The organism is Flavobacterium piscisymbiosum (genome assembly GCF_020905295.1).
Classification (GTDB): Bacteria; Bacteroidota; Bacteroidia; order Flavobacteriales; family Flavobacteriaceae; genus Flavobacterium; species Flavobacterium piscisymbiosum.
This window is the reverse complement of sequence record NZ_JAJJMM010000001.1, coordinates 4074495-4098776: the sequence shown is the minus strand read 5'-3', so window position 1 is coordinate 4098776 and position 24282 is coordinate 4074495. Positions and strand designations below refer to the sequence as shown.

Below are 24282 nucleotides of genomic sequence, written 5' to 3'. Positions count from 1 at the left end.
TGTGTGAGAAACTGGTTTCTTTCAATTATCTTTTTTATAAAACAAAAATCTATGTTTCTATGTGTTTAAAATAATTAAACCCAACACATTAAAAACAAATTAACATAAACAAATTAAAACAAGATTATTATGAGCACAACACAAGAATTACATCAGGTATTTGCGACTGCGTTTGAAATACCAGTAGAATCTATTACAGCAGATTTAGAATATCAGGGTATTGTAGAATGGGATTCTATGAGTCATTTACTTTTGGTTGATGAGCTGGAGAAATTTTATAATGTTTCAATTTCTATGGAAGATATTCTGGAAATGGGAAACATCGATAAAATAAAAGCAATATTGAAAAAAAACGGTGTTGAAATCCAATAATTCAAAAGAAGAAACTATGGGACTTTATGATTTAATTAAAAAAAATAAAAAATTAAATTTTATAGATGCAAAAACCAAAGTTGTTAAAACGTTTACCGATTTACATGAATCTTTAGATATTGAAGATTTGCGTGCCGTTGTTTTTATTTATAATGACAATCAGCTGCCGGCAATTGAAACGTTTTTGAATTTTTATCAAAAAAAGTACACAGTAGCATTGCTGAATACAGATTTACATGAAAAGTTTAAACAAAACCTGGAAAATGAATACATGCCTGCTTATATCTACGATCCCGCAAGGATTGAAGTTGAAGGTTATGATGTAAAGCAGGCGTCTAAAAGCATTTCGGTTTTTAAAAGAAAAGAAATTCGCCACTACCCCATTCATGGTGATATTAAACTTTTAATGAGTACATCAGGAACTACTGGGTCACCTAAATTTGTTAAGATTTCAGATCACAATCTGGTTCAAAACGCTTTATCTATCATGGAGTACATGCCAATAACGGAACACGATGTTGTTCCGTTAAATGTACCTATCAATTTTGTGTATGGTTTTTCGATTTTTACAACCAATTGCATCAAAGCAAATACAATTGTATGTACTGACAAAGATGTACTTCAAAAAGAATTTTGGTCAGATCTTGCTCATTATGGCTACTCTACACTGAGCGGAGTTCCTTATTTTTATGAATTACTGCATCGTTTTGGTTTCTTTAAAAAAGACACTCCTACTTTACGTTATTTGACCCACACGGGAGGAATGCTGAATAAAGAGCTGGCAAACGTTATTTCAAATTACACCTATATGTATGATAAACAGTTTTTTGCGCAATACGGACAAACCGAAGCCAGCGGCAGAATGGCTTTTTTACCACCAAAAGATTTCCAAACTAAAGGAACATCTATAGGTTTTCCTGTAAAAAACGGAAGGTTTGAAATTGATGAAAACACAAGAGAGCTTATTTATTACGGGCCAAATGTTTCAGGAGGTTATGCAAACAATATTTTTGATTTGCAGCATTACAACCATACCGATAAACTTTATACAGGTGATCTTGCAGAAAAAGATGAATTGGGTTATTATCATATTAAGGGACGCATTAAACGTATTATAAAACTATTCGGAGTTCGTTTAAACCTAGATGAAGTCGAAGTTTTTCTAAAAAATGAATTAGGAGGACAAACCTTTATCTGTATAAGTGTTCAGGATAAATATCTGGGAGTTATACATCAGGATGCCGCTTTGCTGCGTGAAACCATAACACAGGTAATAAAGGAAAAACTAGGATTGCATGCCAGTTCAGTAAAAAACTATTATTTCGATCAAGTACCGCTGACTGTTAACGGTAAAGTAGATTATCCTGCTATAAACAAGCATATCAACGAAAACGAAAATTCATTTACAGCCGCAAAAACAGTTGCAGGGTAATACAATTAGATTTAAAATGTGTAAAAATTAAACGCGGATAAAACAGATTTGCTTTCACAAAAACGCGGATAAAAACGGATTTTCTGTATTGAATTAAAAAAATCCGTAAAAATCTGCGTCAACTTGATAACGAATCTGTCTAATTCGTGTCAAAATATATAATTTTTGAATTACACTCAACAAGTAATTATTTAATAAAAAATTTAGGTCTTGAAAGCCTAAGATAAAAAAAAATAAAACTATGGAACAGCAAAGTAAAAGAATTGCAGCACTCGATTTGATAAAAGGAATGAGTGTTATAGGAATGATAATCATACATACACTGCTGACATTTGCAGATGTTAAATCTCAGTCAGAAACCTTTATTGGTGCTTTTATTCTTTTTTTAGGCAGAGGAACTTCCATCTTTCTAATCTGCATGGGAATAACATTTATGACCTCTCGTCATCAAAGCCTTAAAAGTTCTCTAACGCGCGGCGTGTTGCTTCTGGCTGCAGCACTTTTAATGAATTTTTTAAAGTTCGTTTTTCCTGTAATATTTGGCTTTGCACCACATAATTTTATACAAAGATATGGATGGCACGGGCCAATAGAACAACAATATTTGTATTTGATGTTATTGGGTGATATTCTTCAATTAGCAGGAATGTCTTTGCTGTTCATTGGTTTTATTCGAAAATATGTCACGAATAAATATGGAATTTTAGCCATAGGAATACTAATAGCATTAGTTTCCAGAGAAGTCAGCGGAATCAATATTGATTTTCCTGTAGTTAATTATGTGTTGGATCTTATTTTCAATAATGATTTTCCGGCATACGTTTATTTTCCTGTTTTTCCGTGGATGTCCTTTATTATCATCGGAATGTTTTTTGGCAAATGGTATCAGGAACTTGATTACGATAGACCTCAATTGTTTAAAAACATGGTGTTTACCGGATTTTTGTTCGTTGCTCTGGGCGCTCCTTTGGTTTTTATTTACGGAGCTTATAACTATAATGGTTTTTACCACATGGGCCCTGGCGGTGTTATTTACTTTGCAGGCTGGACATTGATTTTTCTTTGGGTTATTTTTAAAATATCCATCAATATCAAAGAAAATAAATTTGTAAAACTTTTAAAATACTGCAGTAAAAACCTGACGACAATGTATATGACACAATGGATCCTGATTTCCTGGGGTAAAGGTATTTTCGGTTTTAGAGAAAATGGAATAACCACTGTATTAGCCCTTATTGTACTTTATATTATATTGACCTTTTCGGTTCAGATTCTTATAGATTTCTTAAGAAAAAAGAGCCAAAGACCAAAAGTTATAGAAGTTCTAAATTAAAATTTTAATATTTTATTTGCAATTTATGGATACTATTAATAGATAATTTCATACTTTTGAACGCTTATTTATTCTAAATAAGAATAGTGTATAATTCTAAGTATATTTCATGAAGCTTAAAATAGTATTGCTCTTTATATTCTCGTCGACATTTTTAATGGCACAAAACGCAATTTCCGGTAAAATCAATGATGAATACGGAAACCCCTTAGCAGGAGTTAACATTCAGCTTTTAGGTACCCAAATAAATGCAAAAACAAATACTGCCGGATTTTATCAGATAGAAAATCTGGTAAATGGCAGGTATACAATCGAAGTGAGTTCAGATGGGTATATTTCGAAAAAGCATACTATTGTTTTAGAAAATTCTCTAAATACTTCGGTTACTATAGCCTTGGAAAAAGTTGATAAAACATCAAGAGATGCAGAAAAATTAAATGATGTAGTTGTAAAAGGTATATCCGAAAAACAAAAAAAAGAGCAAACAGCACAAGCAGTTTCAGTAATAGAAATGCGCGAAGCGAAGTTTAAAACTGCCGATTTGGGCGAGGTTCTTGCCCAGACGCAAGGCATAAGTGTAAGACGAAGTGGTGGTTTGGGTTCAAGGACCAATTTTTCGATGAATGGACTGACAGGAAATCAAATTCGGTTTTTCTTAGATGGGATTCCCTTAGAATATCACGGTTATACATTCGGAATCACAACGGTTCCGGTCAATTTAATTGATCGTGCCGAAGTTTATAAAGGAGTAGTGCCTATTGAATTTGGAGCAGATGCTCTTGGTGGCGCCATAAATTTAATCACTCCCAAAATAAAATCAGGTTTTAGTGGATCTTTTTCAGGTCAGGCAGGATCTTTTGGGACATACAGAACATCGCTTGTACTTAATAATTACAATGAGAAGACTGGTTTTTTTGTAAAAGGAAGCGGATTTTATGATTCCTCACAAAACAATTATAAGGTAGATGTTGATGTTCCAGACGATATTGGTAAAATTAAAAAAGTAACAGTACCTCGATTTCATGATGCCTACAAAGGTTACGGGATCCAGCTAACTACAGGTGTTAAAGACAGAAGCTGGGCAAAAGAATTGAGTCTAGAAGGATTTTATACAGATTATACGAAAGAAATTCAGCATAATCAGTTGATGGTTGGAATTCCTTATGGCGAGGTCATGACCTATCGAAAATCGGCTGGTGCTGTACTTACCTATCGTAATGATTTTGGAGAAAATTTTTTACTGGATGTTATTTCAGGCTACAATTACAGGGAACGCCAATTTATAGATATATCTGATTTTGTCTACAATTGGTACGGAGAACGTATTCCGGGTTCTGAAGGGAATGTTAAAGGTGAAATTTCAGAATCTAATGGGCCAAGTGAGACTTATACATGGAATAACGATGTTTTTTCACGTTTGAAAGCTTCATGGAAAATCAATAATCAATATGCATTGAGTTTTGTTTCGGCACCTACTTACTCAAAACAAAGCGGAGACGACAGACTTATTAATGGTTATGATCCGGCCAGCGCCATAAGAGATTTGTTTACATGGGTAAATGGTGTAGATTTTAAAATAAATGCGTTTAATGAGCGATTAGAGGATGTTCTTTTTGTTAAAAATTATTGGCAAAAAGTCAATTCAGAAGAAAAAATAACGTCTAATAACACAGTCGCAATAGAAGAAACAAACAAAAACTATTTTGGTTTTGGAAATGGATTTCGTTTTAAATTTAACGAACAATTTTCTACCAGATTAACCTACGAATATGCGACCCGCCTGCCTCAGACAGACGAGTTATTTGGAGACGGCCAATTTATACAGGGTAATCTCAATTTAAAACCCGAACGCAGTCATAACTTTAATTTCGAACTTTTTTTAAAGTCAAAAGCAAATTACCAGAGTAGTAGCTGGCAGCTTCAAAGCAATGTTTTTTTAAGAAAGATAAAAGATCAAATCTTATTTGTACCAAGTGTCGATCGCAACAATATTTATCAGAATGTATTTGCAGCCACCTCTAAAGGACTTGAAGTTTCAGGAAGCTGGACTTCTAAAAATGAAAGGCTTTCATTTAACGCAAACAGCACTTATCAGCACTTTTATAATGACTCAGACGAAGGAATATTTGCAGCTTATAAAGGGGACAGAATACCCAATCAACCCTATTTTTTTGCTAATGGTGCAGTCAATTATTCTTTCCGAAATATAATAGGCAAGGAAGATAAATTATCTCTTTTTCTTGATACAAGATACGTTTATGAATTTTACCGAAGCTGGGAAAGCGCTTCTGTAAATGCATTTGTTATTCCAAGTCAGCAAATTTTTGATTTTGGAACTACGTATCATAATAATTTAAAGGGAATGAAATATGCCATAACAGCAGAAATACAAAATTTTAGCAATGAAAAAAACTATGATTTTTTTGGTGTGCAAAAACCGGGAAGATCATTTAATATCAAATTAGTAACACAATTTTAACTATAATTATATAACAAACCAATTATGAAAACAAATCGATTTTTTATGAAATATACTGTATTAGCATTAATATGTTCAGTATTCTTATTAACTTCATGTAGTTCTGATGATTCTAAAACAGGTGGAGAACAAGGTGATAATCCTGCAGTTATAGCAGCAGTTCGTGTCCAAATTCCAGGAGGTGACAGGATTTTTTACTTGGGCGCATACGATAAATTCCCTTCAACCCTTGATTACAAAACGATGACCGAAATAGGTCCCGGTGCAACAATATATTCTTATGGTGAACATCCTTATGTGTGGAGTGGTTCCGCTTCAACCTTAACCAAATATAATGTAAGCAATGATATGAAAATTTCGAGTGCAGATGCTTTAAGCCTTGCCGGTACTGGAGTTAGCGGTACTTTTGGTCCTCCTGCTTTTGTATCTGAAACCGAAGCCTATTTTTTCGCCTTAAATGATGGAAAAATTATTAAGTTCAATCCCACTACTATGAGTATAACAGAAACTATAGCTGTAACACCATTGCCATTTAGTAATGATGCAGCGATTAAAACATCTACCTATAGTAGTTATGTTACTTCTGCAGGAAAAATTATTTTACCGGTAGCAGCAAATCCAACAGATTATAACAAATTCCTGCAATATGCGCAAATCGCTGTTTTTGACAGAGCATCAAAAACAGTTAATTATGTTAATGATTCCCGTATGTCAATGGGATATTTTACGTTTGCAAAAGGAAATGATGGTTCGCTATACTACAGACCATCCCGTGAGACTGCCATATCGTTAGATTATAGTACTGTGAAAGGTAATCCAACCACAAGCGGATTATTAAAGGTAAATCCTAATGGGACATTTGATACAAACTTTTTTGTAGATTTAAAAACTGCTTTAAATGCACATTCGGTAAATGTAGTGGCTTATGTTCACGGAGACAAAGCACTTGCCCAGTATCACGATAATACATTTACTCCCCCTGCAAAACCTGCTGACTGGCTAAATGTGAAAACAAAATTTGCACTTGTAGATTTAAAAACGTTAAAGACTGAACCTTTTACTTCTTTCGAACAATACGGAACAGTATTTTCAGCAGGAACAATTGATGGTGTAGAGTATTATGGTAATTTTACTCCTCCTGCAGGTGGTAAATTTTATTTATTAAAACAAAAAGGAGCTACTGATTTTGAGGTAGTTTCTGAAACTGTTGGAAGTAGTTTAATATTTGCTGGAAGATTAAGATAGTAAATGCATCTATTTTTTTATACGATGATTTTCAAGTATATCATCGGAATTTAAATTATTATAATTTAAAAAAGAGACTTTCGAGTCTCTTTTTTAAATTATAATAATTTGTTTAGCAGATTTTATTCGGACATTAATTTGTCTAAATACTCATCCTTTTTATTTTCCCATTCTGTATCTTGATTATTTTCTGGAATTTCAAACATTTTTAGAATTGTGTCAATTTCATTTTTTTTCCTTTTGAAATATTTAGTAGCAATTTCTATTTCACTAAAAAATTCTGTGTGAACCATTAGTCCATAAATTCCAAGTGTTATAGCAAAAGGAATATTTCCAGCATTGGCTTCAAACGTTATTCTCGCACCATTTATATTCTCTTGATCGTTGAGTATCTTACCGCCCTCAGAACCTTTCTTTCCAATTGATTTTCCATTATTGTATTTAGTCCAATTTTCGGTTAATTCAATTTCGACATTCACAAATTCTCCTAATGTTAATTTTCTGAATATTCGTTTGATAAATTCTTTCACTTGCATTTTTAAAATTTGCTGATAACATACTTTTTCTACAAGCCAATTGTTCAGATCCGTTGTAGAAACTGTTAGCAGATGGTTTTATATCGTATTGTTTTCATCTTTCTTTACTGCTAATTCTTTTTGCTCCTTAGCAACTTCTTCGACCCAATCTTGTTTATTTGAATCGTTAATTGCTAAATCATAACGTTTTATTGCTTCATCAAAGCTTCCGGTTCTTCTTTCCATTTCAGCAATTAAATAATTAATGTTTGCAATTGCCGATTTGTCTTCATATTCATTTTTATCTAAAGCAGAAATCAAATTATCTTTAGCTTTTGATTGGAGTTCTTTTCTAAATTCAACTTGTTTATCATTGCTACGTAATAAGTACGAACCTGTAACATAGCAAAAGGCAATTTCTCTATTTGGTTTCTTTTGCAATTCTTTAATTTCGCCTGCAATCAAACATTGTTTTGCGTCATCAATTTTCGTGTTATCAAATTTTGTTAGATATTCTTTAATCTTGATTTTTTCTTCTTCGCTTATTTTTTCTTTGAAATCATCAATATAACCCGAAAAATGACATTTCGGACAAGTATTTATTAGTTCTTCGTAATGATCTCCAATTGCACCTTGCTTTTGAAAATCTTTAAAAGAACCAAAAGTTGTCATACTCATTGTTACACAAAATGTTACGTTTTTTCCATCAATTGGACATTTTACAGTTTCATTTTGACAAGTATGCGCATTTGCAAAATTTTGTCCCATTAAAATGATTGCGACTATTAAAATTAAATTTTTCATATTATTTGATATTATTGATGGTTTCTATTTTTTTTAAACTGTCTGCCAACATTCTGTGACTACAGCAGGTATGGGACTAAATTAAATACATTCTTCGGATTTGCCAAATCATTTAAAATACAAAATCATTTCCGAATTAAGCTAATTGCCCAATTTTCTTCATCGTAAGTTCTCGAAAACAAACTTACTTATTAGACAATTTCGAAACTAGTCTTAAATTAATTTGTTTAGTATTTATGATTTAAATTTAATTAACGATAGTTTTTTATTTTTTGGACGTTTTTTTGAATGTCCTGTAAATGCATTACATTTTTACTTTTACTACTCCAGTCGTTCTTGATCGAATCCCACTCCCTATTTGAAATTTCTTGAATTAAGGGCGTAATTTGATAATACTTTGTCTCTTTTTTTGTCAATACATTTATATATGATATTTCGATATAACTTTTTATTTGAGTAAAGCCATAATCCCAGATTCCTTGTCTTGTAAGTAACTCATTTTTAATACAATTCTTATTATCAAACTCATATATTGAACCTTCATTTTGTCCAGTTGATTTTCCTTCAATATTTATGTATTCCATTAGCGGAATATTTATCTCAGTACTGTTTTCTCTTTTAACAATATTTAAATATGCATATTCTTTCTCAATTTCAAAATTTGATATGATACTATTATTATTTAATACAGTCCACTTACTAACATTATCTAATCCTGAAGAATCAATAACTGTTTGTGTTTTCCTAATCTCTAAACTTGGCGTATTTTCCATTTTCATAATACCCGTTTGAGTATTAGATATAATATTAGCTTGGGTAGCAATATTGTTTGCTTGGAAAGAAACAAAAATACTTGTACTAGTTAGTACAATAGCGGTTAAAACTTCTAAAAATATTTTGTTTCGTTCTAATAAGTTTCTAAAGCGAATAATTTTATTCTTCATTGTATGATTAAATTTAAAATCGCTAAAGTAGTAAACAATAAAAAATATCAATACAGTAGAAATACTTGATTATTGAACAATCATACTCAAATAGTAAATTACGATCTTTCTTATGAAAAAACTTTTATCTTTAACATAAAGAAATCATATCAATAGCCTTTTGTTAAAGTTTTGAGTATGATAATCAAGATAAAAAATTCTCTTGAACTAAATTTCAACTGTTTATAAGAAGAATATAAATGACTCCGCAAAAAAAACAAATTCCAAAAAATCACCACTTTGTACCACAGTTTTTCCAGCGTTTCTTCTCTAACGAAAACAATGGAAAAACCATTGGCATGTTCAATACTCAACTGAATCTTTTCAAAAGTAATGTACCAATCTCTTCACAGCTAAGTAGTGATTATTTTTATGGCAAGGATGGAAATTTAGAAAACTGGCTTTCAAAGCTCGAAACAGATTCCTCTCCAATCTTTAGGGAAATGTGGAAAAAAGAAAAACTACCGATTGTCCAAAGTCCGGGTCATTCTAAAATGTTACATTTCATGGTTGCTTTAGACCTTCGAAATCCTATTCATTTCAAAATTTTAAATAATCTTGAGCAAAAACTTCCCACTACTAAGTCTAAAATAAGTGAAGGCAATGTCCCCACAGATATGGTTTCTGGATTAAAGGAATATCAGACTTATCAGGGAAAACTTAACTCTCTTAAATCTTCTGAAATATTGGCTTCTGATCTTTTAGATCTGAAATACAAACTCATTAGGAATACAACTTCAAATCCTTTTATTATTTCAGATAATCCGCTAATACTCTATAATCAGTTTTTAGAAAAAAGAAACTGGAAATTCGGCAGCCAAAGAGATTTTGGTTTAAAAGGATTGCAGCTATTCCTACCACTTAACGATTCATATATGCTAGCTGTATATGATCCTAATATCTATAAACTGGGAACTAAAAAAGAGCAGGTAGTAATAATAAATGATAAAAATAGTGTTGACCAGCTTAATGTACTGCAGTTTTTGAATTCTGAAACTACGGTTAATTTCAATCATAAGGCTTCTGAGCATTATATAAACACACTTTATGAAAGATCTAAAAAATATAAAAAAGCAAATGATGCCTTTATTAATGTGCACAAAATGAATGTTCCAAAAGAGCGTGATAACCTTATCGCGCAAATGATCGAAATGGGGGTTTCTGACCTAAACATCAAGCTAACGCTTCAAAAATTAAACTTTATATCTAAATCATCGACTATCAAACTAAAGTCACTTGAAGATCAGTACAGAAAAAATGTCAAATTCAAAGCTTACACTAAAATAGTATATACAATTACACCAATTATTAAAAAACTATAATAACCAAAATAGACATAAAAAAAGTCCCATTTAAAAATGGGACTTTTTTTATGTCATTTTACAAAATTTATATATCAAAATACAATTTGCAACTACAACAACACTAGTAGTTATCAAATTCCCTGTGGTTGTAAAAAGCATCATCATTACTATCATAGTTAGGATCATTTTCAGGGTAATAAGACTTCATTACTCTTCTTTCATAATCTCTGTCAAAATTTTGCTGTGTGTTGTACCTGCTTGTATTTCTAAAGGTATCATATCCAATACTGTTGGCCATAACAATTTTGGTATCTTTATTTATGTTTACAGAGCCAATTGGTATGATAATATGGCTGTCACCTTCTTTATAGATAAACTCTTTTCCGTTGTCGTTTGCTATAACATCACGCACTTCATTACGGTGGTCGTCTAATAATCCTTTATCTAGTTTTACATCCAGATAAACCACGCGCTTCATATCTTTATTGACCCATAGATTATCAATTTTGCCTATTGTGTGGTTTTCAGCGTCTACGATCTTCCATCCTCTTACATCAGAGTAATCTGAAGCAACTTTATAATCAGATAGTTCGTCGAGTCTGTATAAGTTTTTGTCTTTATTTTCCATATTTTTTATATAAAAATTATATTGTTTTTTATGCAGGAACTAAAGTTGTTATTAGTCTGCTGTATCCGGTTATAGTTTCTTATTGTGCACTTGTGTTTTCGATTTGTGTGCTGCCTTCCGTGTGAGTTTCATGATCTTGTACAAAGATGTAGTATATAAGTGCGCCGATAATCAGCAATAAAGCAATCCATGGCCATATCGGTTTCTTTTTCTCAATTTTAATTTCTGCCATAACTTATTTTTTTTGATTAAATAATAGTTTAAAATACTAATTAAAGATACAAACGAGAATATGTTCTAAAGTATTTAATTTCAGCAGGATATTACACAATTCCCATTAAATTGATTTAGAGAATCATTAGTTTTTTGAATAAGAGAACAGTATTTTTTTAACATAGTTTGCACTAATTATATACATAAACTGTATTTTTTGTGCGTAAAAATGTACTTTAGCACTCTTTATTCTAATTGTAATAAATCAACTTTACAACTTCAATTACCAATTGAGTAATGAATGTAGATTTGATTAAAAAGTAAAAAATATTCATGAACAGAAAAAATATTTTCACAATTACGCTTTGCTTTTGTTTTATTATGCAAATGTTTTCTCAGGAAAAACAAGTAATTAATACTACTGAAAAGTACAAGCAATTTGGTTTAGTATGGGGACTTCTTAAGTATCATCATTCGGAAGTTAGTAAAGGAATTTACAATTGGGACGAAATTTTTGTTGAAAATATTGATAAGCTGGAAAGCATACAAACACAAACAAATCTTGATACTTTTTTATTGAATTTTGTTTTATCAGTTAAAGAAAGTAAAATAAAAACGGATACTACTACAGATAACGAATTCACAAAAAATGTTGATTATAATTGGATAGAACAGTATTCAGTCAACAAAGAACTTTATACCAGGTTAAAAAAATTAGAAAACAATACCAGTATTGGTAATTACTATACTTCAAAAAGTGGAATCCCTACTTTCGAAAATGAGAAAGGATTTAAAGCATTTGATTATAAAATAAAAAGCCATAGACTATTAGAACTATTTAGTTTTTGGAATGTTATTCAATATCATTATGTTAATAAATATTTGATGGATAAAAACTGGTTTAGTGAGTTAGAAAATTTTATTGATGATTTCGCAAACGGTAATTCTCAATTAAAATATGAGCTGGCTAAGACCAATTTAATTGTATCTCTTAATGATTCTCATTCGTATTTTTTTTCAAAAACAGTATTGGATTCTCTATTTACATTTAAGCCGCCAATGACAATAGTGGATGTTAATGATACTTTAGTAGTTACAAGAATTTTCAATAAATTAGTAGAAAAAGATGATTTGAAATTAGGAGATCTGATTTTTGAAATTAATGATATGGACATTAAATCATTTCTAAAGCAAAAGATAGGAACGAAAATTTCTTCTTCAAATGAAGCTCATTTAAAATATTGGACGAGGTTTTTAATGTGGAATAAAGAAGATAGTATTAAAGTCAAAATAAAAAGAAAAGATCTCGTTACTACAAAATATATTCATCTCTATAAAACTTTGTCTAAAGATGAAGATTATTCTTCTTTGCCGTTTTTTTCCTATAAAAAAGAATGGCAGATCATTGATGATAATATTGGGTATATAAATCTAAAAACAATTTCTAAAGACGATCTCAAAAAAGCATTCGAAGAATTTTCGAATACAAATGGGATTATAATAGATTTAAGAAATTATCCAAAAAGTATTTCAGGCTCTGATATTGCAAATTATACCTATCCGGAAAGGAAAGAATTTATTAAAGTTCTTTTTTCATCGCGAAACAGACCTTCATTGGCAAAATTTGATAAGCCTGCTATTAGTGCTATAGTAGATCCTTTTAAAGCTGGCGGTAAAAACTCAAAATATTATAGTAAAAAAATTATTCTATTAGTAAATAATACCACTCAAAGTAAGGCTGAGTACATAGGGATGGCTATTCAGGCCTCTCCTACTTGTATAACTGTAGGTGAAACGACATCAGGTGCTCCAATGAATGTTACCCTTTTTAAACTGCCTGATGCCACAGAAATTCAATTCACTGCTATGGGAGGATTTTATCCTGATGGCACAGGAGTGCAAAGAAAAGGCTTAAAAATAGATCACTTTGTTAAGGAGACCACATCAAACTTTACTGAAGATCAATATATTATAAAAGGAATTGAATTAATAAAATCTACTACAAACAAAGAAAATTAGTTTACTAAACTATCTTCCTGCCTGAATGCAAAATATAATTACAGACTAAAAACGAGTGCTTTTTATTGAACGTCAGTTATAAAAAACAGGTAACAAAAGATGGTGATAAAAGCATTTGTTTTTTGAGATTTTACTCATCTTATATTGTTATTAAAACCCTGTAAGGTTTGTGTTTAATGGCATATTGAAATGCTTTTTCTGTTTCTTGTAATGGAAATTCCTTCTCTATGAAAGTACCAAATGGATAATCAGTAAAATGATCTTCAAAGAAGTTTACTGCGTTGATAAAATCTTCATAATTATAATTGTGCATTCCTTTAATACTTAACAATTTCCGAATCATTACTTCCGGATTTATTTCGATATTTTCAGTTGGCGTTACGGCACCTATCCAGATATGCTGTGCTCCTGTTGCACTAAACTTTAGACCAGTTTTTATGGCTTCAACAGAACCACTCATGTCTATGACAATATCGAATCCTTTTTTATAAAATTTAGAAGTTATTGCAGTAAGCTCTTCAATCGGATTTAAACTATTATAAACATTATCAGCGCCAAAAGATTTACTGTTTTCCAGTCGGGTATCATCAATATCGAGTATTGTAACAGTTGCCGCTTTTTTCTGTTTTGCAATCGCAGAAGCAATCAAGCCCAAAACTCCGGCACCCAGAATCAGCACATTTTTATTTTCAATCTCGTCAATTAAACGATGAGCCGCCATTGCTGTAGCTCCTGCGCAATTGATTATGGGAGCAAATTTCTCATCGACTGATAATGGGACTTTTAGAATTCCCGTTCCTCTTTTTAAAACACAATGCGTACCTAAGCCGCCGTTGAATTTTTCTTTTTCGGTAAACTGAACATGACCGTATTTAAATAAACTTGCCGACTTTTGAGGCATTTTATCTTTTACGAATTCATCACTTTCTGTTGCTGCAAATATGGTCCAGGTAATCAGATCGCCCGCTTTTAAGATATTTCCGTTTAAATCGTAAAAAGGTTCGTTTTGTGCCAATTCCAGAATTTCTCCCACAATTTCATGTCCCAAAACAATTGGCGAAGGTTCTTTTCGTCTTCCGGTAAAGGTGTGCAGATCGCTGCCGCACAAAGTCGTATATTTATTTTTTACTAAAATTTCGCCTTTTTGTAAGGTTGGCAAATCCGTATATTCGGGAAGAATGCTGCCGTTTTTTTCATTAAACAGCATAACGCATGAACTACACATTTTTCTTTAATTTATTTGAGTTATCGATGATAAAATCGGGTCCTTGTCTTTCTTTACTGTCTCTCAACAATATATTTTCATTAAACTTGTAACTAATGCTGATTTGTTTTTTAGTTACATTTAAAATAAAATATCCGTGAGCAGCAATGTCATTGTATAACATGTGCGGATTAAGCTTGTACAACAATTTGCTCTTTTTTGCGATTTGCTCGCTGGTGAGACGATCATCATTTTTTGATGTTATAGATGGAGTCAAAAATTCCCAGGCAACAAGCTTATTCTTAGTTGACGCATCTGGTGAATTCAATTCTAAAACATGACTTTGATGATGATCTCCGGTTAAAATAATAGGTGGATTTTTCAAACCTTCAAAAACTTCAATCAATTGATCTCTCTGATACGGATATCCTGTCCACCAGTCTTCTTCTTTTATACTTTCTTCTTTTTTGCTTCTATATCCTGTAAACATAACCTGATTGACAAGAAAATTCCATCTGGCATCACTGCCTTTCAATTCCTCTGATAAATGATCAAACTGCTTTTTTGAAATCATTTTTCTTTGCGTACTCAACTTCTCCGGATCATTACTCAAAAGTTGTTTGTCTCTTCCGTCCAGTCTTTCTTCGAGGAAAAAGAAATTTGCATCTTTTCCTATTTTTATCGAACGGATCATTTCGCCTGTCGATTTCGCTCTTACCGGCATCCATTCAAAATAAGCCTGTACTGCTGCGGCACTTCTGTCACTCCAGCTTCCTTCGTTACTCTGATGATTTTTAGCTCCGCCGAAATAAGCATTATTAGCCAGTTCGTGATCGTCCCAAATACAAATAAAAGATTTGGTTCTGTGCGCTTTCTGAAGCTCTTTGTCTTTACGATAAAGCGCATATCTCTTTCTATAATCGGCTAGGGAAATAAGTTCATGAAGCGGATCGTTCAGTCGGTTGCTTTCTTCGAGAAATTCTTTATTGCAATATTGTCCTGTACCGTATTCATAGATATAATCGCCTAAATGAAATACATAATCAATATGAGGATTGTCAGCAATATGGCGGAACGATGTAAAATAACCGTCTTCATAATTGTTACAGCTGATCACCGCAATCTGGAGCGCATTTAAAAGCGAAACAGGTAAGGTCTTGCAAATTCCAATATCAGAAATTGTTTCATTATATATAAACCTGTAAAAGTAAACCGCATTACTTTCAAGTCCTGCTACATCTACTTTTATGGTATAATCTCTTTCCTGAGATGTTGCAACGAAACCTTTCTTAATTATATTTTTAAAAGCTTGATCATTGGCAACCTGCCATTCGACATTGCATTCTCCCGAGTTTACCGCATTAATGTGAGTCCATATAATTACAGCGTCAATTGTTGGATCTCCGGACGCCACACCATGAATAAAATATTTGTTTTCATGATGTGCAAATATTGAAAATACTCTTACGGGAAATAGCAACGGAATCATCCCGAGCATGGATCGTTTTACAAAGTTTCTTCTGTTCATCTTATTTTATATAAAGCACAATAGTACTACTTGAATGTTACCTGTATGTTTACTAATTATTAAAAACAACCCGTTAGGCAATGTCATTAAGTTAAGCTTTGAAAAAAAATAATCTCGCAAAGGCGCTAAGACGCAAAGTTTAAACACAATATTGTCATTTCGATCCCAAAGCTTCGGGAGAGAAATCCTCACGAGAAGCTCAACATAAATTGGATTTACAAAGCGGAGTTACTTATGGAGATTTATTAGGCATACTATTATTGATTTTTCCTTACTTTAATGACATTGCTCATTGGATGATTATTGATCTCAAAAGGCGTTACACTTGCGTTAAAACATATAGATAGCTATCGGGACTATGTGAAAAGAAACAAGTTTCTTTTTGGTTTACCTTTTACTAAATCCAAAAAGCTATGTTTCTATGTGTTTAATTAAATTTTTATGGGTTATAATAAACAATTTAAAATCTATAACTCGCTCCTACTTTACCACGAATTCCATAATACTCAACCTGTTCCGGTCTTGAAGATACACCGTGATAATAGCGCAATTCCTGATTGTTAAGGTTATTAAGGTCTATGAAAAAAGTAATATTCTTAGATGTTGTATAAGATAAATTCATATCCAGATGAAAATCCTTATCCTGATACCTGTCAGCACCTTTATTATCGCGCACTTCTACTAAAAACGCTTCACGGTAATTAGCGGCTAATCTCGCTGCAAAACCTTTGTACTCATAAATAAGTGACGCATTAAAAATATTGGGCGACTGATTCATTAATCCAATTTTTTCATCTCCTCTGTCAGATAAAGTAGTCTCCGATTTTGTAAAAGTATAATTAGCTTTCAGGCTAAAATCACTCAAGAAACCAGGCAGTTCAGTAAATTTCTTATTGAAACCAATTTCAATTCCGTATAAAAATGCATTATCAGAATTTAAAGGTCTAGACACTTTATACAAATCTGTTGCTCCGCCTACGGTTCTCATTTCGTCATTTGTCGATGTATAAATTAAATCTTTCAGGTCTTTATAAAAAACACTTCCGGTTACATAATCATTTTTGTTCAGATAATAGGAACCCACCAAATCATAGTTCCATGAAAATGTTGGTTTCAAATCAATATTTCCTTCTACAACCGTAAGATTATCAGGATTTACCCTTGTACTCGGACTCAGTTCATTAAAAGCCGGACGGGCAAAAGTTCTGGTAATTGCTGCTCTTAAATCCAACTTTTTTGATGGTTTGTAAATAAGATGCGCCATAGGCAAAAATGCACCGTAGTTCTTGTTGCCGTAAACTGCTGTAACAACTTTTGTAATATCATTAAACTCGTAACTTTTTGCATTTACAACTGTGTTCTCGTAACGAATTCCCCCCACAAAACGCAAATCGTCGCTAATATCCCATTCTGCTGATCCGTAACCAGCCCAGACTTTTTCTGTAGCATCATAATTACCGGTTGCATAACTCGAATTCGTCGCATCCTGATAATTGTATTTAAGATATTGTGCGATTTTTGGATTTCCCATCGGATCGATAAAAGAACGTTCTGTTGGATAATTGAACTTTAAATTGTCATAAGTATTGTTCAATTCCGGAAACCAATTGTTCGTAGGAAAAGCTTCGCGTTCCCAATTGTTTAAATACGCTTTTGGAGCTTTTGTATCGTAAATCCAAGTAATATAACGGTAATCGTAGGTACTGGTTTTATTTCTAAATTTCCCTCCAAACTTAATTTTCAGGTTTTCTGTAGTCTCATAATTAAAGTCTACGGCTGCGACCTGATCTTTTTCTTCGACATTACGGATCGAGGTTACATATCGGTCTAAATAATATTTTTCAGGATCATAAGGTGTCGAAAAATGCGGCTGAATATTGTTGGATGGATCACCAACATACCCAGCTGGTCCGTCGCCTTGTAAAAATTTGTAATTTGTTCCGTCTACTTTTACCAGATTATCATATTTTACAGTTTGTATCCAGTTGCCGTAATAATAACCTCTGTCGTTTTTCGTTGCAGATGACGGACCATTGTATCCTGCCCATGAAGTATAAGCCGCAACCTTGGCATTCATCTTCAGTTTATCGGTTATCTTGCTTTCATAACCAAATTCCCCTCCGTAGTTTTTAAACAAATAATCTACTGTGCTCCAACGCAATACTGCATTACTTGTCGTTTTATTAAAGTAGTGCATAGTCTTACGATTTTGTTCTTCATCTAAAAACTGACTGTAATATCCGCGTGCATAAATTTTGTTTCTGTCATTAAAACGAAAATCTGTTGCGGCATTCACTCCAGTATTGGTTCTTACTCCCTGATAATTTCGGACATCAAGTGTATTTACATTGTGCAGTGCATTTCCGTAAACTACTTCATAATCATCTGTTGAATAACTGCGTGAATTATAATTGCTCATCACTAAAAAGCCGAATTTTTTATTAAAAAATCGATTCCCGTATAAAACTGTACTATTGTACTTGAATTTATCTTCGGCACGAAGATTAAACGGAATTGCCATAGTTACTCTAAGAGTTTCCTTTTTAGGCGAAAATTTCGGAATATAATTAATTGTTCCTCCAATTGCATCTCCTTCATATTCAGGAGTAATCGCTTTAATTACCTGTATATATTCTAAAAATTCCGTTGGTAATAAATCCATCGGTACAGTACGATTACCCAACAAATCACCGGAGGTTTTTGCAGATGGCATTCGGTCTCCGTTTATAGTCGCTGAACTCCATTGCGAAGGCGTTCCTCTTACTGTTACATATCTTCCTTCACCCTGATCCCTGTCGATACTCACTCCCGGGATTCTCTGCACCGCTTCGGCAGCACTGATATCCGGCATTTTTCCCATTGCATCTGCACTTACAACATCCATAATTGCGTTAGCTTTTTGGCGCATGTCCATTGCTTTTCTTTCACCGCTTGAGTAATATTCTAAAACTACTTCGTCCAGTTTCTCTTCCTGACCTGACAGAATAATAGTTCCTAAATCAATATCCTTGTTCGAAACAGTAACTATAATAGTATTTGAAGTATAATTATGACTTGAAATTTCTAAATGATATTGTCCCGCTTTTAGTCTAAAAGAGAAATTACCATTTTTATCCGTATTAATTGTTTTAGATTGTTCTATAACTAAAATAGAAGCCGGATGTAAAGGCCCGGATTCACTTGTAATTTTACCTTTTACCTCTTGGGCGTAAGATGCAGTAAAAAATAATGCTGCGACGATGTAGAGTAATGATTTCATCAATTTGTTATTATAATTTATTTTTTGTTTCAGAAAATTTGTGACTATTTAATTTTGGTTACCGTTTTTAGTTTCGCCTTATGTTAAGCCAACATTATTTTTAGTGTTGTCTTGCACGCCAGGTCTGCCAAATAGAAGTAATTCCATTTTTTTATCTATTTTTACAGCGCAATATTACTACACAATTGTTTACTATATGTAAACATAATGTGAAGTAATGTTTATTATTAAACTTTGTATACAAATACTAAACATGGAAGGAGCTATTTTACTCGAAATCAGTAAAAGAATAAAACAATACCGTCTGGAAAAGAGCTTTACTATTCAGGAACTTGCTGATTTAAGTGATGTGAGCAAAGGGATGATTTCTCAAATTGAAAACGGACGAAGTATTCCTTCCTTAAGTGTATTATTGGGAATCGTCTCGGCATTGCAGGTGAATTTAAGTGACTTTTTTAAGGATATCAGCCCTGACGAAGAGATGATTTTGATAAAAAGAAAAGGTGATTACGAGTACTTCCAGAAAGAAGGATCAAATGGTTTTTCGTATGAACGGTTTTTAACCCGAAGCATCAAGAATTCAACCGTTGATATCGTTTTTTTAACGCTGGACCCCAACAGTTTCAGAGAACAGGTAAGCACTGATGCCTTTGAGTATAAATATATCCTCTCTGGAGAAGTCGATTATATAATAGGAAACGAAACGTATACACTAAAAGAAGGTGACTCTCTTTTTTTTGACGGAAGAATAATGCATGTTCCCATCAATAAAGGTAAAAAACCAGCCAGAATGCTGATTATTTATTTCTTTGACAATTAGCATTGTACATTTTGGCTGGCGCATTTTACTGCAAAAATGATTATTTTGAATTGTAAAGTAATTTTAGGACTTTTACAATTGTTTTACTTATAGTAAATTTTATGGAAGATTATCTTATTGGTTTAGGAAAAAGAATTAAAGAGATTCGTAAAAAAAACAACCTCACTATAAACACGGTTGCTACAGATGCCGATGTGAGTAATGGCCTTATTTCGCGAATCGAAAACGGACGAACGATACCTTCGCTTCCTGTTCTTTTACACATTATACAAGCACTTGGAATTGAAGTTTCTGATTTTTTTAACGGCTTGCCTAAATCCGATAAAAGCAATTTTATAATTTCCAGAAAAGAAGACAATGCAGTAATTGAAAAAGAAGATGAAGCAAAGGGGTTTGCTTATCAGTCTATTTTTGGCAAACAATTATCGTCTGTTGCTTTTGAAGCTGTTTTATTGGAAGTACAGCCAGGTTCTGAGCGAGGAAAAGTAGAAACGGATGCTTATGAATTTAAATATATTTTAAGCGGCGAATGCTGGTACATTATCGGGCAGGAAGAAGTTTTACTAAAAGAAGGAGATTCTATATTTTTTGACGGAAGGATTCCGCACGTTCCGGTAAATAAAGGAAATGTACCATCAAAAATGCTGGTTCTTTATTTCTTTCTGGCTAAAAATGAATAAACCCGCCCTTTTTTCAGACGGGTTTTACAACTACTAATTTTTATTGAAATAAAATACTTTCAATCTCCATTACATTATTCAAAATATAGTCCGGATTGGCAACCTGAAGCTGCTCTCTGTTTTGGGCTCCGCTAAGAACTCCGACAGTTATGGCACATCCTGAATTTTTACCTTCCATAATATCAATTTCAGAATCACCGGCTTTCAAAACCTGAGCAGGATCTGTAATGCCAAAGCTTGCCATTGCCATCTGAATCATATCAGGATTAGGTCTTCCGTTTATAACATCATCAGAGGTAATCAAAGCATCAATCTGGTTACCCACTTTCCAGTTTAATTTTTCAAGTAATTTATTGGCGGTTTTAGAATCGTAACCTGTATTGAGTACGATTTTAATATCATGCTTTCTTAACGTATCAAAAAAATCCTGCATTCCGTCAAACGTCGATATTTGAGCTTCGTCATAGGCGGTTTCTAAAGTAGTTTTAAAATTACCAAAGGCTTTGTCTGCAATCGCTGCAATATCAATATTATCTGTACAGGCTGTCAAAACATCTGTTATGGCTTTATGCTTTTCCTTACCAGCACCATGTTGTAATACTTCATCAAGGGAAATCGAAAATCCTTCCTGATTAATCACCTTCTGAACGGTTTTATATACAAGATTGTTCTCATTTACGGTAGTTCCCGCCATATCAAAAACTACTAGTTTAATATCTGTCATCTATTTTAAATTAAATATATTTTTAATGTTTTCTTTTGAAAATCCCGCACTTCCTGTCATTCCTTTTCCTCCTATTCCTGTTATGATGTGAATGTTTTCATCAACAGTATGCTGAAAAATATCATTTTCTTTGCATTGCGAATACATGCCGTACCAACGATTTTGAATTTCGAAAGTTGGGAGGTTAAATATCTTTTTAGCTTCGGCAATCATAAAATCATCTACTTCCATTTTTAGATCAAATCCCAGATCATCTATATTCGCTGCATCTGCATATTCGTGCGAATCACCTATAATAACCGAACCGTCTGTCGCCTGCTTGAATAAAATATGAACGCCCCATTTTTTTTCGAAACTATTTGGGTCTTCCTTTGCTTTAATTGCTGTAAAAGACGGACATTCATAAAAAGCCTCATAACGTCTTATCGATAATCCCGTCAATATAGAACCTTTGAGTTCGTAACCTGGTTGTGGTTTGGTTTGAAGCATTTGCAGTTTTGTAACTTCAAGATCACTTTTTGCAAAGATATCGGGATACAATGTTTTAAATTCTGAACCACAGCATAAGATCACTTTTGAAGCTTTATAAATCTCTCCGCTCGCTGTTATCACTGTGGTTTCTTCTGAAGATGCATCACAATTAAGCACTTTTGTATTACCAAAATAATCCAAACCTTTCTCCTTTATCAAAAAATCTAATAAGCGGTTGATCATTATTCTTGGCTCCACTGTTACTTCATCAGGAAAAAACAGTCCGGCTTTGACATAATCATTTCTAAGTCCGGGATATTTTTCGAGACATTGCTCTTTTGTAAGCAAATAAGATTCGTAACTATTGTGTTTATTTATAATACTAAGCTCTTCTATAAGCTGTATTTCTTCATCATTAGAAGCAAAATAAACAGAACCATTTTTTCGCACAGAAATATCAAAACGACTCTGGATATCATCATAAATTCTAAGGCTCTCGCGACCGTAATTTTGCCATTTGGTATCCATTCCGGAGGGAACTACCTGACCAAAATTACGCACCGTTGCACTTATGGGCTGTTTGTCTTTTTCTATTACAGCTACCTTCAATCCTGCTTCAAGTGCATGATAAGCATGGAAAGCACCCAATGCGCCTCCACCAATAACAATTAAATCGTATTTAATATTCATTATTATTTTAATATAAGATTATGAACAAAGTATCACTTCTGCTTTAAGTTTTTTTTGAGAAAAACGTCGGTTAAAATACCACATAGAAAAAAGTGCCAGCATGCCTATTATAATAGCAGACGTTATGTTTAAGGATATAAAAAAGTCACTCCAACTCTGGTTAAAACCTGTAATTTCTTTAAGCACCAGAACCACAACACTACCTAAATAGCCAAACGCATCTGCAATGTAAAATAAGAAACCAACATTGCCCTTAAAACTCAACAGCGCCACCAAACGCTCAAAAATCAGGCAGTGAAATAAAATATAAGGCAGATAAACGCCAATACCACTGGCAATCATCCAGTACACCGGAGACATTAAATGATTTTTGAACATAACCGTCGAAATCAAAACCATAACAGATCCTAAAACCGTTAGTCCCATGCCAATATTATAAGCTTTTTTGTTTTTACGTATTAAAGTACCTGCTGCGGCTATCAGCAAAACCGATATTGCAACGGGAATTTCTGTTAAGGTGATAATTTTTGGAGTTCCTGAATATCCCTGGTCCGCCCAAAATTCAACAATAAAATTATCCCTAAAATCACGCACAATCGTTAATACTACATAAACAGCTACCAATCCGAAATAACCCACCCAATTTGCTTTTATAAAATCTTTTCGCTCATTTTTATACATGGGCTGTCTTTCAGAACGTTCTGTAATATCACTTTCGCTTGGACCTTTAGAATAATTGAGCACCACTACAGAAAGTAAAAAAAGAGGAAAGAAAATCAGACCGGTAAAAAACGGCATATTATATTCGCTCACATTAAAATCACGCATTAACAAAAGGCCCACTGTTTTTACCAATCCTGTAGAGAATATAAAAGTGGCACTAAGGGCGGCAGCGAGAAGTTCTGTGTTTTTTCTTCCTTCGATATAAGAGAAAACAATTCCGAAAACCATTCCAAGCGGCAATCCATTAAAGAAAAGCGCAACAACTTTCAATTTTGGCGGTACAATTGCAAACAATCCCAACATGACCAAACTAAAAGTAATAAAACATACGAGCCACAAAGCTCGTTTTTCTTTTTTCATTTCAGAAATCACTTTGATCCCCACAAATTTCGAAACCATATATCCCAATACCTGACTTATAACCAAAATGATTTTTGCATTCAGTCCAAAACCTAAAGAAAGATTATTGTACTGCCCCGCCAAAAATGACTTTCGAATGGCATACATTCCTGTATAACATAAAAAGACAGCTGCAATAATTAAGGCGGTTGACATTTTTTTACTATTTGTAAATTTATTTACTTTTTCTCGCATGATTAATCCGTTTTTACAAGTACAAAAGTAGCATTCAAAACAGTGATTAATATTAAGCAAAAGTAAACTAATTATTAAATTATTTACAAATAGTAAACATTTTATTTTCTCCAAAACACTGACTTTATGAATTATAACAGTCTTTAAATCCTTTTAATCGCCGTAATACAAGAACTTAAGCGTTCAGATTACAAGTGACAAATAATTTGAAGAAAGCAAAATAAAAGATCTTTCATCAAAACAAATAAAAGTTACAAATAGT

At 32.8% G+C, this 24282-nt stretch carries 20 protein-coding genes; 9 read left to right on the top strand and 11 right to left on the bottom strand.

Features of this window, described 5'->3' with window-relative positions; genetic code table 11:
• The first annotated feature begins 129 nt into the window (after window positions 1-129).
• From LNP81_RS17570 to LNP81_RS17550, 5 genes are all read left to right on the top strand, one after another.
• Window positions 130-372 carry an acyl carrier protein gene (locus LNP81_RS17570; RefSeq protein ID WP_230038104.1) on the top strand — a complete coding sequence of 81 codons (243 nt, stop codon included), beginning with the start codon at window positions 130-132 and terminating at the stop codon, window positions 370-372.
• Window positions 359-1804, top strand: coding sequence for an AMP-binding protein (locus LNP81_RS17565; protein WP_230038102.1), 1446 nt, complete (start codon window positions 359-361; stop codon window positions 1802-1804). Before LNP81_RS17570 ends, LNP81_RS17565 begins: the two co-directional genes overlap by 14 nt.
• 241 nt (window positions 1805-2045) lie before the next feature.
• Window positions 2046-3137, top strand: coding sequence for a heparan-alpha-glucosaminide N-acetyltransferase domain-containing protein (locus LNP81_RS17560; RefSeq protein WP_230038100.1), 1092 nt, complete (start codon window positions 2046-2048; stop codon window positions 3135-3137).
• Window positions 3138-3246: 109 nt separating this feature from the next.
• Window positions 3247-5616, top strand: coding sequence for a TonB-dependent receptor (locus LNP81_RS17555; protein ID WP_230038098.1), 2370 nt, complete (start codon window positions 3247-3249; stop codon window positions 5614-5616).
• 45 nt (window positions 5617-5661) lie between these two features.
• The gene (locus tag LNP81_RS17550) at window positions 5662-6861 is read left to right on the top strand and encodes a DUF4374 domain-containing protein (protein ID WP_230038096.1); all 1200 of its coding nucleotides are present in this window, start codon (window positions 5662-5664) and stop codon (window positions 6859-6861) included.
• Between the two features lie 122 nt (window positions 6862-6983).
• Here the strand turns inward: LNP81_RS17550 and LNP81_RS17545 are convergent, their stop codons facing one another.
• From LNP81_RS17545 to LNP81_RS17535, 3 genes are all read right to left on the bottom strand, one after another.
• On the bottom strand, window positions 6984-7397 hold the full coding sequence (locus LNP81_RS17545; protein WP_230038094.1) for a hypothetical protein: 414 nt from the start codon (window positions 7395-7397) through the stop codon (window positions 6984-6986).
• Window positions 7398-7475: 78 nt separating this feature from the next.
• Window positions 7476-8180 (bottom strand): DUF2225 domain-containing protein, encoded by a 705-nt coding sequence (locus LNP81_RS17540; protein WP_230038091.1) that lies wholly within the window; start codon window positions 8178-8180, stop codon window positions 7476-7478.
• Window positions 8181-8431: 251 nt separating this feature from the next.
• Window positions 8432-9124, bottom strand: coding sequence for a hypothetical protein (locus tag LNP81_RS17535; RefSeq protein ID WP_230038089.1), 693 nt, complete (start codon window positions 9122-9124; stop codon window positions 8432-8434).
• Between the two features lie 239 nt (window positions 9125-9363).
• On the opposite strand from LNP81_RS17535, the gene LNP81_RS17530 reads away from it, so the two are divergent.
• Window positions 9364-10485, top strand: coding sequence for a DUF4238 domain-containing protein (locus LNP81_RS17530; RefSeq protein ID WP_230038087.1), 1122 nt, complete (start codon window positions 9364-9366; stop codon window positions 10483-10485).
• Between the two features lie 103 nt (window positions 10486-10588).
• On the opposite strand, the gene LNP81_RS17525 is transcribed toward LNP81_RS17530, so the two are convergent.
• Window positions 10589-11095 carry a PRC-barrel domain-containing protein gene (locus tag LNP81_RS17525; RefSeq protein ID WP_230038085.1) on the bottom strand — a complete coding sequence of 169 codons (507 nt, stop codon included), beginning with the start codon at window positions 11093-11095 and terminating at the stop codon, window positions 10589-10591.
• A gap of 79 nt (window positions 11096-11174) precedes the next feature.
• Window positions 11175-11327 (bottom strand): hypothetical protein, encoded by a 153-nt coding sequence (locus LNP81_RS17520; protein WP_230038083.1) that lies wholly within the window; start codon window positions 11325-11327, stop codon window positions 11175-11177.
• A 314-nt stretch (window positions 11328-11641) separates the two neighbouring features.
• Between LNP81_RS17520 and LNP81_RS17515 the strand changes: the two genes are divergently transcribed.
• A complete protein-coding gene (locus tag LNP81_RS17515) occupies window positions 11642-13327 on the top strand; it encodes a S41 family peptidase (protein WP_230038081.1) in 1686 nt (561 codons plus the stop codon).
• Between the two features lie 139 nt (window positions 13328-13466).
• Here LNP81_RS17515 and LNP81_RS17510 read toward each other — a convergent pair whose 3' ends face one another.
• From LNP81_RS17510 to LNP81_RS17500, 3 genes are all read right to left on the bottom strand, one after another.
• Complete coding sequence (locus LNP81_RS17510; RefSeq protein ID WP_230038079.1) at window positions 13467-14552, bottom strand: zinc-binding dehydrogenase; 1086 nt, start codon at window positions 14550-14552, stop codon at window positions 13467-13469.
• Window positions 14545-16059 (bottom strand): alkaline phosphatase D family protein, encoded by a 1515-nt coding sequence (locus LNP81_RS17505; RefSeq protein ID WP_230038077.1) that lies wholly within the window; start codon window positions 16057-16059, stop codon window positions 14545-14547. Before LNP81_RS17505 ends, LNP81_RS17510 begins: the two co-directional genes overlap by 8 nt.
• Before the next feature lie 460 nt (window positions 16060-16519).
• Window positions 16520-19318, bottom strand: a complete 2799-nt coding sequence (locus LNP81_RS17500; protein WP_230038075.1) for a TonB-dependent receptor — start codon at window positions 19316-19318, stop codon at window positions 16520-16522.
• Between the two features lie 253 nt (window positions 19319-19571).
• Between LNP81_RS17500 and LNP81_RS17495 the strand changes: the two genes are divergently transcribed.
• Window positions 19572-20138 carry a helix-turn-helix domain-containing protein gene (locus LNP81_RS17495; RefSeq protein ID WP_230038073.1) on the top strand — a complete coding sequence of 189 codons (567 nt, stop codon included), beginning with the start codon at window positions 19572-19574 and terminating at the stop codon, window positions 20136-20138.
• 101 nt (window positions 20139-20239) lie between these two features.
• The gene (locus LNP81_RS17490) at window positions 20240-20818 is read left to right on the top strand and encodes a helix-turn-helix domain-containing protein (RefSeq protein ID WP_084074400.1); all 579 of its coding nucleotides are present in this window, start codon (window positions 20240-20242) and stop codon (window positions 20816-20818) included.
• 40 nt (window positions 20819-20858) lie between these two features.
• On the opposite strand, the gene LNP81_RS17485 is transcribed toward LNP81_RS17490, so the two are convergent.
• The 3 genes from LNP81_RS17485 to LNP81_RS17475 are packed head-to-tail and all read right to left on the bottom strand — an operon-like array spanning window position 20859 to window position 24020.
• Window positions 20859-21542, bottom strand: coding sequence for a phosphonatase-like hydrolase (locus tag LNP81_RS17485; RefSeq protein ID WP_230038071.1), 684 nt, complete (start codon window positions 21540-21542; stop codon window positions 20859-20861).
• Window positions 21543-22703, bottom strand: coding sequence for a TIGR03364 family FAD-dependent oxidoreductase (locus LNP81_RS17480; RefSeq protein ID WP_230038069.1), 1161 nt, complete (start codon window positions 22701-22703; stop codon window positions 21543-21545).
• Window positions 22704-22721: 18 nt separating this feature from the next.
• Complete coding sequence (locus LNP81_RS17475; RefSeq protein ID WP_230038067.1) at window positions 22722-24020, bottom strand: DUF5690 family protein; 1299 nt, start codon at window positions 24018-24020, stop codon at window positions 22722-22724.
• Window positions 24021-24282: the final 262 nt, after the last annotated feature.

Bases quoted from the DNA above. Each gene is read 5' to 3' on its own strand.
- LNP81_RS17570 (WP_230038104.1), top strand. From the start codon at position 130: ATGAGCACAACACAAGAATTACATCAGGTATTTGCGACTGCGTTTGAA.
- LNP81_RS17560 (WP_230038100.1), top strand. From the start codon at position 2,046: ATGGAACAGCAAAGTAAAAGAATTGCAGCACTCGATTTGATAAAAGGA.
- LNP81_RS17555 (WP_230038098.1), top strand. From the start codon at position 3,247: ATGAAGCTTAAAATAGTATTGCTCTTTATATTCTCGTCGACATTTTTA.
- LNP81_RS17550 (WP_230038096.1), top strand. From the start codon at position 5,662: ATGAAATATACTGTATTAGCATTAATATGTTCAGTATTCTTATTAACT.
- LNP81_RS17545 (WP_230038094.1), bottom strand. From the start codon at position 7,397: ATGCAAGTGAAAGAATTTATCAAACGAATATTCAGAAAATTAACATTA.
- LNP81_RS17540 (WP_230038091.1), bottom strand. From the start codon at position 8,180: ATGAAAAATTTAATTTTAATAGTCGCAATCATTTTAATGGGACAAAAT.
- LNP81_RS17535 (WP_230038089.1), bottom strand. From the start codon at position 9,124: ATGAAGAATAAAATTATTCGCTTTAGAAACTTATTAGAACGAAACAAA.
- LNP81_RS17530 (WP_230038087.1), top strand. From the start codon at position 9,364: ATGACTCCGCAAAAAAAACAAATTCCAAAAAATCACCACTTTGTACCA.
- LNP81_RS17525 (WP_230038085.1), bottom strand. From the start codon at position 11,095: ATGGAAAATAAAGACAAAAACTTATACAGACTCGACGAACTATCTGAT.
- LNP81_RS17520 (WP_230038083.1), bottom strand. From the start codon at position 11,327: ATGGCAGAAATTAAAATTGAGAAAAAGAAACCGATATGGCCATGGATT.
- LNP81_RS17515 (WP_230038081.1), top strand. From the start codon at position 11,642: ATGAACAGAAAAAATATTTTCACAATTACGCTTTGCTTTTGTTTTATT.
- LNP81_RS17510 (WP_230038079.1), bottom strand. From the start codon at position 14,552: ATGTGTAGTTCATGCGTTATGCTGTTTAATGAAAAAAACGGCAGCATT.
- LNP81_RS17505 (WP_230038077.1), bottom strand. From the start codon at position 16,059: ATGAACAGAAGAAACTTTGTAAAACGATCCATGCTCGGGATGATTCCG.
- LNP81_RS17500 (WP_230038075.1), bottom strand. From the start codon at position 19,318: ATGAAATCATTACTCTACATCGTCGCAGCATTATTTTTTACTGCATCT.
- LNP81_RS17495 (WP_230038073.1), top strand. From the start codon at position 19,572: ATGGAAGGAGCTATTTTACTCGAAATCAGTAAAAGAATAAAACAATAC.
- LNP81_RS17490 (WP_084074400.1), top strand. From the start codon at position 20,240: ATGGAAGATTATCTTATTGGTTTAGGAAAAAGAATTAAAGAGATTCGT.
- LNP81_RS17485 (WP_230038071.1), bottom strand. From the start codon at position 21,542: ATGACAGATATTAAACTAGTAGTTTTTGATATGGCGGGAACTACCGTA.
- LNP81_RS17480 (WP_230038069.1), bottom strand. From the start codon at position 22,703: ATGAATATTAAATACGATTTAATTGTTATTGGTGGAGGCGCATTGGGT.
- LNP81_RS17475 (WP_230038067.1), bottom strand. From the start codon at position 24,020: ATGCGAGAAAAAGTAAATAAATTTACAAATAGTAAAAAAATGTCAACC.